General features: G+C 62.8%; 13 protein-coding genes. 5 read left to right on the top strand and 8 right to left on the bottom strand.

Annotated features, from left to right (window positions below; all coding sequences use genetic code 11):
• Positions 1-32 precede the first annotated feature (32 nt).
• Positions 33-719 carry a glutathione S-transferase family protein gene (locus tag BMF35_RS04465; protein WP_047007078.1) on the top strand — a complete coding sequence of 229 codons (687 nt, stop codon included), beginning with the start codon at positions 33-35 and terminating at the stop codon, positions 717-719.
• On the opposite strand, the gene BMF35_RS04460 is transcribed toward BMF35_RS04465, so the two are convergent.
• Positions 720-1,718, bottom strand: a complete 999-nt coding sequence (locus tag BMF35_RS04460; protein WP_047007077.1) for an SRPBCC family protein — start codon at positions 1,716-1,718, stop codon at positions 720-722.
• A gap of 109 nt (positions 1,719-1,827) precedes the next feature.
• Here BMF35_RS04460 and BMF35_RS04455 point away from each other — a divergent pair, with 109 nt between their 5' ends.
• From BMF35_RS04455 to BMF35_RS04440, 4 genes are all read left to right on the top strand, one after another.
• Positions 1,828-2,376 (top strand): GbsR/MarR family transcriptional regulator, encoded by a 549-nt coding sequence (locus BMF35_RS04455; RefSeq protein WP_047007076.1) that lies wholly within the window; start codon positions 1,828-1,830, stop codon positions 2,374-2,376.
• An 8-nt stretch (positions 2,377-2,384) separates the two neighbouring features.
• Positions 2,385-2,891 carry a hypothetical protein gene (locus BMF35_RS04450; protein WP_047007075.1) on the top strand — a complete coding sequence of 169 codons (507 nt, stop codon included), beginning with the start codon at positions 2,385-2,387 and terminating at the stop codon, positions 2,889-2,891.
• 11 nt (positions 2,892-2,902) lie between these two features.
• Entirely contained in the window at positions 2,903-3,364 is a 462-nt protein-coding gene (locus BMF35_RS04445; RefSeq protein ID WP_047007074.1) for a hypothetical protein, read from the top strand.
• Between the two features lie 80 nt (positions 3,365-3,444).
• Entirely contained in the window at positions 3,445-4,722 is a 1,278-nt protein-coding gene (locus tag BMF35_RS04440; protein WP_047007073.1) for a spinster family MFS transporter, read from the top strand.
• Here the strand turns inward: BMF35_RS04440 and BMF35_RS04435 are convergent.
• The 7 genes from BMF35_RS04435 to hisS form a co-directional block, all read right to left on the bottom strand.
• Positions 4,697-5,911, bottom strand: a complete 1,215-nt coding sequence (locus BMF35_RS04435) for a DUF418 domain-containing protein (protein ID WP_047007072.1) — start codon at positions 5,909-5,911, stop codon at positions 4,697-4,699. The genes BMF35_RS04440 and BMF35_RS04435 overlap by 26 nt on opposite strands.
• A 15-nt stretch (positions 5,912-5,926) precedes the next feature.
• The gene (gene metK, locus BMF35_RS04430) at positions 5,927-7,138 is read right to left on the bottom strand and encodes a methionine adenosyltransferase (RefSeq protein ID WP_047007071.1); all 1,212 of its coding nucleotides are present in this window, start codon (positions 7,136-7,138) and stop codon (positions 5,927-5,929) included.
• A gap of 53 nt (positions 7,139-7,191) precedes the next feature.
• Entirely contained in the window at positions 7,192-8,787 is a 1,596-nt protein-coding gene (gene lnt, locus BMF35_RS04425) for an apolipoprotein N-acyltransferase (RefSeq protein WP_047007070.1), read from the bottom strand.
• A gap of 32 nt (positions 8,788-8,819) precedes the next feature.
• Positions 8,820-9,482: a DUF4167 domain-containing protein gene (locus BMF35_RS04420; RefSeq protein ID WP_047007069.1), complete on the bottom strand. Its 663-nt coding sequence runs from the start codon at positions 9,480-9,482 to the stop codon at positions 8,820-8,822.
• Positions 9,483-9,680: 198 nt separating this feature from the next.
• The gene (gene prmC / locus BMF35_RS04415) at positions 9,681-10,529 is read right to left on the bottom strand and encodes a peptide chain release factor N(5)-glutamine methyltransferase (RefSeq protein WP_047007068.1); all 849 of its coding nucleotides are present in this window, start codon (positions 10,527-10,529) and stop codon (positions 9,681-9,683) included.
• A gap of 126 nt (positions 10,530-10,655) precedes the next feature.
• Positions 10,656-11,723, bottom strand: a complete 1,068-nt coding sequence (gene prfA, locus BMF35_RS04410) for a peptide chain release factor 1 (RefSeq protein WP_047007067.1) — start codon at positions 11,721-11,723, stop codon at positions 10,656-10,658.
• Positions 11,724-11,825: 102 nt separating this feature from the next.
• A complete protein-coding gene (gene hisS, locus BMF35_RS04405) occupies positions 11,826-13,184 on the bottom strand; it encodes a histidine--tRNA ligase (protein WP_236781557.1) in 1,359 nt (452 codons plus the stop codon).
• Positions 13,185-13,280 lie beyond the last annotated feature (96 nt).

Raw genomic sequence — 13,280 nt, 5'->3', positions numbered from 1 at the left:
CCATCGGGACAGGCTTGGCCGAAGCGCGGTCTATGACCGACTACACGCTCATCACCGCGAACCGGAACTACTCAAGCTGGAGCCTGCGCCCGTGGGTGCTGATGCGTGCGCTCGGTATTGTATTTGCGGACCGGATCGAGCCTTTCGCCAAGCCGGTCAATTATGACGAGTTTTGCGCCTTTTCGCCTACCGGGCAGGTGCCTGCGCTGGTCGACGGCGACCGCACGGTATGGGATTCGCTCGGCATTATGCTCTATCTGGCAGAGCGGCATGACGGTGTGTGGCCTTCAGACGAAGCAGCCCGCGCATTCGCCATGTGCGGCGTCGCCGAAATGCACGGCGGTTTCTCTACACTGCGCAATCAATGCCCCATGAATGTGGGCGTGCGGGTGCAAATGGGCGATCACGATGCAGCGCTGGTTAAGGACATTTTGCGCGTGCGCGAGCTATTCGAGGAGGGGCTGGAGCGATTTGGCGGGCCATGGCTGGCCGGGCCGGAATTCACTGCGCTCGATGCTTTCTTTGCGCCCGTCGCCTATCGCATCCGCACCTACAGTCTTGAGGTCGGCAACGGCCTCTCATGGGTGGAGCGCGTCCTCGCGCACCCGGCCATGCGCGAGTGGGAGGCTGCGGCGCTGAAGGAAAGCTGGCGCGAAGTCAGCCATGAGGCGGAGCTGCACACAGCTGGTGCCATCATCCAGGACTTCCGCACAGGCTGATTACCGAGGGCGCCGCTCGGCCTCTTGCTTGATCACGGCGAGGACGTTGTCGTGAATATCGCCGAGGAACAGCTCGCCCCATAAAGCGGCATAGCCGTTGAAGTGGGTCTGCGCTTCATAATCGGTGTAGAGCCGAAGGCGGTGGCGGCCATCGCCGAGCGGCTGCAACTCGTAGCCGCCAGAGAGGATGCGCATATATGGGCCGTCGGGGCGCAGATGCGGGTCGGTGATTTCCCAGCCAGCGCTCTGGCGGAAATCGAAATCCCAGCCGAGATGGCGGCCCGGCTCCCAGCGTGTGATGACTTCATCGAACACCACGCCGCGATCCCATGCCGCCTCGCGCCGCGCGCCGACACCTTCGCCATGGAGGTGGGCGTAGGCCGGGCGCGGCAAGCCGATGACATTTTGCGAGATGTTCCAGATACCCGCATCGCGGCGGACGGTGCCGATCCCTTCCATCATCGGCCAGATCGCCTCGGCAGGCGCGTCTATCACGATATCGCGGCTGACCGTGCGGTGATCCACCGGAACGGGGATCATGCTTTCGAGAAAGAGCGCCACCAGCGGGATGACCAACAGGCCGTGTGCACGGAATGTCTCGGCGACGGGCTCACCATCGTCGCGCGTGCGCAGCATCCATGTGAACAGCGCGCCCGCCAGACCGGACAGGATCCATAAAGGCGCAAGCATCGCAATGCAGACCGCGCCTTCCTGCAGCACGAAAATCGATACCAGCACCATGCCTACCGCGCTTACAATGGGCACCATGGCGTAATAGCGCCGGCTGCGCACCGCCATCGGATCGCCGATATAGGCGATGAAAGCGCAAATGGCCGCAGGCTGGATCATGGTGAAGCTGACGGTGACGACGCCATTATCGGGCCGCGCCCACTCGACGAAGAAGAAGCAAGCGACGGCCCACACTGCCGCGATCAGGCATGCGGACATGAAGCGCAATACCGGCCTGTTGCTACGGTCCTGCCAGAATGCCCCGATCACGCTTCGCCTCCTGTCGTGTCGCCATTGCATGTCCGCCTGCGACTCAATCTAAACTTGACCGTCGATGCGATTTCCTCTATTTCAGTTTTTACAGAAATAAAAGGCAAAAATGAAAATCACCGATATCCCAGAGGCCAGCGCCTTCATTCTCCACTGGGGTGAGATGGGTTCGCATTGGGGGGTCAACCGCTCGGTGAGCCAGGTGCACGCCCTGCTCTATCTCTCGAATGAACCGCTGCACGCGGAAGAGATTTGCGAGACGCTAGGTCTCGCGCGCAGCAATGTGTCGAGTGCGCTCAAGGAATTGCAGAGTTACGGCATCGTGAAGCGCAGCCATGTCATGGGTGACAGGCGCGATCATTTCGTGGCCGAAACCGACCTCTGGGAGATGCTGATGAGGATCAGCATAGAGCGCAAGAAGCGCGAGATCGACCCGACCTTGCTAGTGCTGTCGGACCTGTCGGCACAGATGGAGGGTCGCAAGGGCGTGCCCGACCATGTGCGCGAGCGGATCGAGCGGATGCACGATTTTCTCGGCAACCTCACCCACTGGTTCGACGATGTGCGCAATGTGCCAAAGCCCACGCTTGTCGCGCTGATGAAGCTGGGCGGCAAGGTCGCGCGCTTCATACCCACGCGCCGGCAGGGCGGCGAATAGGAGCGGCCATGACACAAGAACACACCCACAAAGATCGTGCCGAAGCCACGACCCCGTACCCGCGCGCCGTTAACGGCCTGCTGCAATTCCTGCTGGCGGCCTTTGTTGCCGTGATTGCGGGCGTCGTCGCAATCAGCTTCAACGTGGTGGCGTTCCACGGTGGCTTCGGGCCGAACGACATACCCGAAGGCTTGCTGATGATTGCGACCTTCGTTGCAATCTTCACGTTGGCTGGCATGGTGGCGATCGGGTTGCCGGTTACGGTGGTGCTGAAACTGATCGATCACGAACATGCCTGGCTTTACGCGTTGCTCGGCGCTCTCGCCGGTTTCCTCGCAACGGCCGTCGCAATCGGTCCGGCCAACCTGACGCGATGGGACGATTTCACCCTGCCTGCTATCGGCGCCCTGTGCGGGCTGACGGCAGGCGCCGTCTGGGGCCGATGGCGCGAGCGCGGGGCGAAGGTTGCTCCCGCAGCGAAACCTGCCAATCCTGTCCACGATTTATTGTTCTAGGCTTAGGCGCAGTGGACGATACCATTCCCATCGAAAATCATATCATGGCGTTCCTGAAGGCGACGCTTTACGGTGCGCTGGCCAGTGGTGGTTGGGTGTGGATTTTTACCGTCCCGTTAGGGCTTTTTGAAGTTGTGAAGGGCGAATGGGGCGGGCTCCTCATCGCCATACTTCCGCTGCTGGTGTCCGGTGCGGGAACGCTGGCTGGCATGTTCGCGCTCGCCATGCCGATTACAGCCGTACTGCAGGCTTTCGATGCCGAGACCCGCTTCATTTACTCTTGGGCAGGCTTAATAGGCGGCTTCTTTGCCCCGATTGCAGTCGTCGCTGCATTCTTCGGCTATGACCGCAGTGCCCTTGCCTTAGGGCTTTTCGGCGCGCTCGCTGGCTGGATGGCTGGTATGCACTGGGGTGATTGGCGGCAATATGGCGCGCTTGGCAAAGCAAATCGCTTCGCGGAAGACTTCGCTTAAGACCGCGTACCGACCGACGAAATGGCGATCCCATTGCGGGGTCGCCATTTTCGTTTATCCCGGTGGCAACGGGAGGTGTGATGCAGACACGCAGGCAATCGCCATGGCTGGCGCTGGGCACGCTCTCCGCCATCGCCACGGTCGGATTTATCGACCGCATCGTCGTCAACGTGCTGGTCGAACCGCTGAAAGCCGAGTTCGGCCTGTCGGACGCGCAGGTATCGCTGATGGCGTGGGCTTTTGCGCTTCTGAATGTCGTCGCGGGGTTCGTGACGGCGCGCTATGCGGAGCGGGTCCGGCGCCTCTCGCTCATCACCGCGGGCGTACTCTTCTGGTCGCTGGCGACGGCCCTGTGCGGTGCCGCCGCGAACTGGACGCAGCTGCTGGTGGCGCGCATGGGCGTGGGTCTGGGCGAGGCCATCGGATTGCCGCCCAACCAGTCGGTGATCGCCGACTATTTCCCGGCCAGCAAGCGCGGCCTCGCCATGTCGGTCCTGTTGCTTTCACCCCCGCTCGGCGCCTTTATCGGTTTTGTCGGCGGCGGCTGGATTGCGCAGACCTATGGCTGGCAGGTGACCTTCCTCGTCGCCGCGATACCCGGCTTCATCCTCGGCCTCGTTGCATGGGTGTTCGTGGCAGAGCCGCCGCGCGGGCAATTCGATGCCGAGAGCGCAGACGACGTGCCGCCCATCTCGGCCTTCGTCCAGCGCATCGCCAGCCTGCCGAGTGCGCGCAATATTATTGCGGGCGGCTTCATCGCTTCCGGTCTCAGCTATGCGCTCAATTTCTTCTTCGCTTCGCTGCTGGTGCGCAAGTTCGGCCTCGGACTAGCCGAAGCGGGTCTCTACACCGGGCTGTTAGCGAGCCTTCCGGCGGCACTATCGATCATCGGAGCAGGATGGCTCGGAGACCGGCTCGGTGCGCGCCATCCGGGAGCCTATGCACTGATCCCCGGCCTCGCCATGCTGGTCGGCGGGCCGCTCGCCGCTCTCGGCCTTTTGCAAGACGATCTTACCGTACTGCTCGCATGCATCGCAGGCTCGATCTTCCTCACCATGGGGTATCTCGGCCTGACCTTCGCCACCGTGCAGAACCTGATGCACCCGCGTATGCGCGCCACGGCATCGGCGACGATGAACGGGCTATTCACCGTCGCCGGCGGACTCGGCCCTTCGCTGGTCGGCCTGCTGAGCGACAGACTGAGCCTTATCCATGGCGAAGCGCAGGGTCTCGCGATGGCGATGGCCGCGGGCGCGCTGGTCTATGTGTGGGCGGCGGCGCATTACCTGCAAGCCGCGCGACACCTGCGCGCGGACATGGCGCGGATCGGCGCTAGCGCAAAAACGGCTTCGGCCTGACAGCGGAAAGGCTGCGCCAGAGCCATTCGAGCGGCCCCTGCCGGAAGAATCCCAGCCAAAGCGGTGACCAGACCAGCATCAATGCCATCGGCAGGAATGCCAGCGCGAACAATTCTACCCGGCTAAACGCGCGATACAGACCGGCCCCCCAGCTGTAGAACAGCAGCGCGAATATAAGGCTCGTCGCCACATAATTGGTGAGCGACAGCCGCCCCGCCGCCGTCAGCCGCCGCGTTAGCCATCCGCCTCTGGCAAAAGCCAGCATGGCAAGCGCGGCATACGCGATACCGAGCAACAGGTCGAAAGGCGCGGACCAGAACAGCGCGACTCCGCCGACCAGTCCGGGGTGGAAGTTCGTAGCGATGTTCAACCATGCGAAAGCGCTTAGCGCCGGAATGGCGATAGACGCTGTGACCAGGGCCAGGCGCCGCGTGCGCGCAGCGTCCCACTCGCCCTTCAGCAATCCGCCGCGCCACAGCGCGATGCCCGCGAGCATGGCCGACAGGTTCAAGACAAGCGAGGAAGAGAGAACCAGAAGCGCCTCCAGCGCGCCGTCCGCGCGCCGTTCGATACGTTCGCTAAAGCTCTCCACATTGCGCTGATCGAGCGAGGCAATCGTTTCAGGATCGGTACCGAACACGGCATTGGCGAGGGCCAGCGTGTCCGCCGTCGCGCCGAATCCTCCGGCAAACCAGCCGAGCGCGCCGACAGTGCCCATGCCGACATGCGCTGCCATCAGCGCTCCGGTGCACAGCCATAGCTGCCTCACGCCAAGATCGAAGACGAAAGGAAGGAGAAGACCGCAGACAGCGTAGAGCCGCAGAATGTCGTTATTCGCTAACAGGATCGCATGGGCGAGCCCGAACAAAAACAACACTGCCATGCGCGCATAGTGGCGCAGCAGCGGATTATTATCGTCGCGCTCGAACAGGATTGCGCAGCCTAGGCCGAAGAGCATGGCGAACAGAGTGCGAAACTTGTTGTCGACGAAGACAAAGCTCGTCGCCCATACCGCGATGTCGGCCACACCCTCATACCCGGCGGCCAGCGGGTTGAAATAGGCGGGCGAGGGCAGCGCATAGACGTAGATGTTCATTAGCGCGATGCCGCCCACGGCAGCGCCGCGAAGGGCATCGAGCGCGATGATACGCCTATGGTCGAATGGCGGCGACGGAGCGGTGAAACTCATCGCCGCCCCGTCAAATCAGCCCAATGCCGCTTTCAGATCGGAAGCGAGATCGGTCCGTTCCCAAGGGAAGAGGTCGCCATCCGCCGTCCGGCCGAAATGGCCATAGGCCGCGCTCTGGCGATAGATCGGCTTGTTGAGTCCCAGATAGGTGCGGATGCCGCGAGGCGTCAGACCGCCCAGCTTGTCCATACCGCGAATGGCATCCTCGATCGCGGCGTCGTCCGCCGTGCCGGTGCCATGAGTATCGACATAGAGCGAGAGCGGCTCCGACACGCCGATGGCATAAGCGATCTGGATGGTGCAGCGCGTGGCGAGCCCGGCGGCAACCACGTTCTTGGCGAGATGGCGCGTAATATAGGCCGCGCTGCGATCCACCTTGGTGGGGTCCTTGCCGCTGAAGGCGCCGCCACCATGCGGGGCCGCACCGCCATAGGTATCGACGATGATCTTCCGGCCCGTCAGGCCGGCATCGCCATCGGGTCCGCCAATCACGAAGCTGCCGGTCGGGTTGATGTGCCAGACCGTGTCCTCGGTCACGAAACCGTCGGGCAGGATATCGGCCACAACCGCCTTCACATAGGCGTGCAGTTCTTCTTCCTTCTCGCCTTCGTCGTAGCCTTCGGCGTGCTGGGTGGAGACGACCACAGCGGTACAGGCGACCGGCTTGCCGTTCTCATAGCGCAGCGTCACCTGGCTCTTGCTGTCCGGCTCCAGAAAGGCGGCGTGGCCGCTCTTGCGGTCGGCGGCGAGCCGCTCCAGGATCTTGTGGCTGTAATCGATGGGCGCGGGCATCAGGTCGGGCGTCTCGTCGCAGGCAAAGCCGAACATGATGCCCTGATCGCCCGCGCCTTCATCCTTGTTGCCGCTCGCATCCACGCCTTGCGCGATATGCGCGCTCTGACCGTGAAGGTGGTTTTCGAAGGTCAGCGATTCCCAGTGGAAACCGTCTTGCGCATAGCCGATATCCTTCACCACGCCGCGCACGGTGTCCTCGATTTCTTGCTCCACGCCTTCGGCCCAGTTGCCATCCGTATCCATGATGCCTTGCCCGCGAATTTCACCCGCCAGCACCACGCGCTGCGTCGTGGTAAGCGTTTCACAGGCGACCCGCGCCTCCGAGTCCTTGGAAAGAAACAGGTCGACGATGGCATCGGAAATTTGGTCGGACACCTTGTCCGGATGACCTTCGGAAACGCTTTCGGACGTGAACAGAAATGATTGGCGCATGTTGGAGATTGCCTTCTCGTATAGGTATTTGGGGAATTCGTTGCGGCGAGGCTCTAACGGGGCTGCCTCCGCATGGCAACCAGAGCAGCGGCAAGGAAAAGCACTGCCCAGAAAAGCGACAGTGCATTGCCGAATCGGGCGAAAGGCGTGGCAGATGCGGCGGGCGGAACCACGGTGTCGATGCGGCCCGCGACATACATGCCGAGATAATGGCGCACCACGCCGCGCGCGTCGATCACCGCGCTGATGCCGGTGGTGGTGGCGCGTAGCACTGGCAGCCCTTCCTCGATCGCGCGCATCCGCGCCTGCGCCATAAATTGCGGCGGGCCGAAACTGCCGAACCAGCCTTCGCTGGACGGGTTATAGATGAAGTCCGGCCGGTCGGCGCGATAGGTCACCTGGCCGGGGAAAATGATCTCATAACAGATTTGCGGGCTCGCCCTGCCATACTCGCCGAGATCGAGCGTTTGCGGACCGGGGCCGGGCCAGAAATCGATGGCGCCGGGCACGAGGCGCGAAAGGCCGAGCGGCTCCAGCAGGCTGCGCATGGGAAGATATTCACCGTAGGGGACCAGCTCGGCCTTGGAATAGCCCCCGAGTATTTCTCCGCTATGGTCTAACGCAATCACCGCGTTCCGCGCAGCCAACGCCCTTATTCGGCCTGTTTCGTCTGCCCCGATTTCAAGTTCGATGGCACCCGTCAGCAGCGCACTGCCTTCACCGATTGTTGCGCCCAGCCGGCGGCGCGCATAGCTAGGGCTGCCCATGGCCGTGGTGCGTGCGTAGAAGCGCTGCGGATAACCATCGCGCAAATAATCCGACATTCCGCTTTCCGGCCAAAGCACTAGGCGCCGTCCGTCCTGCGAGGCGGCGCGCCGCGTTTGCATGGCGAGGCGCGCATAGTTCGTCTCGAATTTCGTGACATCGCTGATATCGGGCTGCGGGATGTTGGGCTGGACCAGCGTGACCGCCAGCGTGCCCTCGCGCGGCGCGACCGGCGGCAGGTACATGCCGATGGTCAAAAGCGCGGCGACAATCGCGCCCGCGAACCATTGCCGCGCGCGCAGCATCTGCATGGCTGCAACGCTCACGAAAACGGCGAGGCCCGATGCGGCGTATGTGCCCATGACCGGCGCCATGGCAGCGAGTCCGGGCCGGTCGAACGGGCCGAGCAAGACCATCGCAAACGGATTCCACGCATAGCCGGTAAACACCCAGCCGCGCAGCCATTCGGTCACGATCCAGCCAGCACCCAGCGCCAGTGCAAATGCCAAACCACGTTCGCTTTTCACGACCGCACGGGCAAAGCCGGCGGCAATGGCAGGATAGACAGCGAGATATATCGCCAGCAGCGGCACGGCGAACCAGCCAAGCACTTCGGGCATTTCCGCCTGGAAGGTAAACGCCTTGGCGATCCAATTGTTCGAGACTGTGAAATGCGCCCAGCCGAACAGCCAGCCGCGCCATAGAACGCTTTTCCAGTTCGGCGCATCTGCAACGATCAGGCCGAACAGGCCCATGGCGACAAGCGCCACCGGCCACAGCCCGAGCGGCTGGAAGCCCGTGGCCGACAGCAGGCCGAGCGCCAGCGCGGAAAGCCGCGGGCGCTCGGTGAGAATATTGAGGAATGCGGGCTGAGCGTGCCTCATGTGCTGGCGCAAAGCCTCTTTATCGGCGGTGATTAGCTGACAGCTTCCAGCGCTTCTTCGCCGCCATCATCCTTGGGCTTGCGCACCGTGCGCGTGCGACGCTTTGGCTTTTCCTCGCCTTCATCGTCGGCACGGGCGATGGCCGGCGGCAGCAGGCCGGGATCGAGGCTGCCATCATCGTTCACGGCCTCTTCTGCATCCCTCGCCTTGCGGGGCTTGCGCGCCTTGGGCTTGCGAGTGTCCTTGGTGAACGGATTGTCATCGTCTTCCTGGTCGCCGGACGCGCCCTCATTGCCTTGGTCGAAATCGTCACCGTCCCGATCGTCGCGGCGCTGACGGTTGCCGCGCCTGCCGCGATTGCGATCCTGACGGGCATCGTCGCCATCGTCGTCGTCATCATCGGAGGACTGGTTATCGCCGCGTTCGGCATCGCGCTTGGCGCGGGCCTCGTCCTTCTGCGCCTTGTTGTCGGCGATCACGCGGAAATAGTGATCTGCAAACTGCAGGTAGTATTCGGTCTGCACCCGGTCGTCGTTCAAGGCAGCGTCATTCGCCAGCTTCTTGTACTTTTCCAGCATCTGCGGGGCATTGCCGCGTGCCCGAGAATCGATCCGGTTGGCCTGGTTCTGCGGGCCGCCCCCGCCACGATTGTTACCGCGACCACGACGACGATTGTTGTTTCTGTTGTTGTTCAAGGGAACTTCACTTCCTCACGTCAGGCGATGCACACGGCATGCGCCAATCGACCCCTCGCAATATTGCGCCACGCACACAGCATGGTGCTTGCTGCTTCCGTCTTTGCCTATATCGGCCGATAGCTTTCCCACCGCAAACCAGCAAATTTCGGAGTGTCGGCCGAGCGTCCCACGCTCATGGCCTGTGATTAGAGGTAGCTACTGATTCGCGCTTTGCCAAGCCCTTTGTCGCAGCACCAGGGCGCGGTCACGCTTGGCAAGGTCGTGGTGGGTTTCGACTCGGAAGCCCTGCGACTCTGCCAGCGCCGACACCGCCCGCGCCTGCAGTGCGCCAATCTCGAGCACTGCCACACCGCCTGGTGCCAACAGATTAGGCAGTTGCGGAATAATTATGCGGTAATCGTCCAGACCGTCTTCGCCGGCAAAAAGTGCGCATTGCGGCTCGAAATCGCGCACGTCGCGGTCCAGTTCGGCGTGGGTTTCGACATAGGGCGGGTTGGCGATAACGAGATCGAACCGGCCCAGCCCTTCGCGCCAGTCGTGCTTCGTCCAGTCCCGCTCCAGCAGCGTGGCGCGCTCACTCACGCCCAGTCGCGCGGCATTGCTTGACGCAATTTCCAGCGCGGCCTCAGAAGCGTCAATCCCCGTGCCCTTCGCTTCCGGAGATTCGGCCAGCAGGGACAACAGCAGCGCCCCAGATCCGGTGCCGAGATCGAGTACCGAACGCGCATCGGGGGCCGATTGCAGTGCCGCCAGCACCACGCTTTCGCTATCGCTGCGCGGAATGAGGACGGCAGGTGACACGGCGAAGCTACGGCCGAGAAACTCCTGGGTGCCGATGATATAGGCGACAGGTTCATACGCAGCGCGGCGGTCGATGAGCGTTGCGAATGTGTCCGGTGCTTCATCCTGCATATGACGCAGCAGCATCTCGGATCGTGACATGCCCAAAGCGTGCGCCATCAGCAACTCGGCATCGAGCCGAGCGGTTTCGCTGGTGGCCGAAAGGCGCTGCGCACCTTCGCGGATGGCTTGACCAACTACCAACTCCGCTCATCCTGAGCCGGTGGCGCTGAGCGCCGTCTGTGACTCCGAAGGGCTGCTTTTTCTTCAAGCGCGGCGCGAGAAGTGAAGGGCGACCCTTCGACAGGCTCAGGGTGAGCGGGGTCGTGATTACCCATCCATGGCCGCCAACCGCTTCGCCTCGTCCTCTGCGATCAGCGCGTCGACGAGTTCGCCAAGGCCGGTGCCTTCCAGCACTTCGGGCAGCTTGTGCAGCGTCAGCCCGATCCGGTGATCGGTCACGCGGCCTTGCGGGAAATTGTAGGTGCGGATGCGTTCGGAGCGGTCGCCGCTGCCGACCATGGCCTTACGCGCTTCGGCCTCGGCACCATGCGCATCCTCGCGGCGCTTTTCATACAGGCGCGCGCGCAGCACTCTCATCGCCTTGTCGCGGTTCTTGTGCTGGCTGCGCTCGTCCTGCATCGCGACGACGATGCCCGTGGGGATATGCGTGATGCGCACCGCGGAATCGGTCGTGTTGACGTGCTGGCCGCCCGCGCCGGACGAGCGATAGATGTCGATGCGCAGATCGTTGTCGTCGATAGAAACATCCACCTCGGTCGGCTCGGGCAGCACCGCGACGGTCGCCGCGCTGGTGTGAATGCGCCCGCCGCTCTCGGTGACGGGCACGCGCTGCACGCGGTGGACGCCGCTCTCGAATTTCAGCTTGGCGAACACGCCCGTGCCGGTGACATTGGCGACGATCTCCTTGAAGCCGCCTACGTCTGCTGCGGCCATGCTCACCGGCTCCACCTTCCAACCCTGCTCGGCAGCGAACTTCTCGTACATGCGATATAGATCACCTGCGAACAGCGCCGCCTCGTCACCCCCCGTGCCGGCGCGGATTTCCAGCATGGCAGGCCGCGCATCGGCTGCGTCTTTCGGCAGCATGGCAATGGACAGCGCGCGCTCGGCTTCGGGGAGCGCCTTCTTGAGCTGTGCGAGTTCCTCCTCCGCCATGGCCTTCATCTCGGGATCGGCGAGCATCTCGGTGAGGCCCGCGATTTCCTCGCGCATCGCGGCGACCTCGCCAGCGGATTTCGCTACGGGCTCCAACTCAGCATAGTCGCGGCTCGCCTGCACGAACGCCTCGCCCTCCAACTGGCCAGACGCCATGCGCGCTTCGAGCTCGGCGAAGCGATTGGCGATCTGGGAAAGGCGTTCGGCGGGGATGGTCATGCAATCTCGCTTCGTCATTCCCGCGAAGGCGGGGATCCAGCTTCCTTACTAGCGTCGGTCCAAAAGAAAAGCTGGACCCCGGATCAAGTCCGGGGTGACGAGCTATAAAATCGCGAAGCTGATCTCGCCGCCCTTTTGTAAAGTGTCAGCCTGATATTGAGACTGATCTTCAATCCGACCGTTTCTGAGCCAATCCCACACTCTCGAATAGAAAGCTCCACCGCTGTAGTCGCTTCGAATTCTGAGCAATGCGGTGCCCAGTTGATCGCTTGCACCTAAGACGACTAGATATCGCGCCTCAGACCTGCTGGCTTTGTCAAATCGCTTACGTCGAGAGCCCGAACTGAAAATTTCGACTGGGAAACCTTGCGGTCGCTCTCGATGGCTAAACGTGGCCCTAAGATACATGGCGAGATCTGCCGCTACCGATTGCAGACCATCGTCTTCCACTACAATGGCACAGACCGCGTCAACTTCACCCTTCTCACCCACCAGCATCGCCAGCCGCTCGATCCCCGCAGCCCAACCGACCGCCGGTGTCGGCGCGCCGCCGAGGCTTTCCATTAGCCCGTCATAACGCCCGCCGCCGAGGATCGTGCTCTGCGAACCCAGCGCATCCGCTGCTGCCGAGCCCTCATCGGGGATGAACTCGAACGCGGTGTGTCGGTAATAGTCGAGGCCGCGCACGAGGCTTTCCGCGCGCTTCCATCCTACGCCTGCCGCATCCAGCCCTCTCGTCACCGCATCAAAGAATGCCTTTGCCTCATCGGACAGGAAGGCATCGATCTTCGGCGCATCGGCGACGAATTGCCGGTCGCGGCGATCCTTCGAGTCCAGAATGCGCAGCGGGTTCTTCTCCAGCCGCTCCTGCGAATCCTCGCTCAGCTCGCCGCGCACTGCGCTGAAATACGCGACCAGCGCCGCGCGCCATGCCTCGCGGCTGTCGCCATCGCCCAGCGTGTTGAGGTGCAGCGTTACGCCCTCGATCCCGAGCTCGCGGATCACCTGGTCGGCCATCGCCAGCAGCTCGACATCGGCCTGCGGTTCCGCCGCGCCGATGATTTCGGCGTCGATCTGGTGGAACTGGCGATATCGGCCTTTTTGCGGGCGCTCGTAGCGGAACAGCGGCCCGTGCGTCGCGACCTTCAAAGGGGCGTGCTGCTGCCAGCCGTTCGACAGATAGGCGCGCGCTATCCCGGCGGTGAATTCGGGCCGCAGTGTCAGCGATTCCCCGCCGCGATCGTCGAAGGAATACATCTCCTTCGAGACCACATCGGTCGTCTCGCCGATGGCGCGGCTGAACACTTCGGTCTTTTCGAACACCGGCATTTCCACGCGGCGGAAGCGGTAAAGCTTGCGCACGCGCTCGAAGGTCTCGACCACGAAGGCGAAAGCCTCCGCCTCGGCGCCGAAAATGTCCTGCGTGCCGCGAATGGCCTGCGGTGTCTTTGCCTTGCCCATGGCCCGTGCCCTTACCGACCTATGTCGCAATGGCAAATCCCCTCTCGCCATTTCACAAGGGCTGCGCTAGGCGCTGCCCCAGTTTTGGGAGGGGGT

Origin of the sequence: Aurantiacibacter gangjinensis (genome assembly GCF_001886695.1) — a bacterium.
Lineage (GTDB): Bacteria > Pseudomonadota > Alphaproteobacteria > Sphingomonadales > Sphingomonadaceae > Alteraurantiacibacter > Alteraurantiacibacter gangjinensis.
The sequence above is the reverse complement of the archived record's forward strand: the minus strand, read 5'-3'. Positions and strand labels throughout refer to the sequence as shown.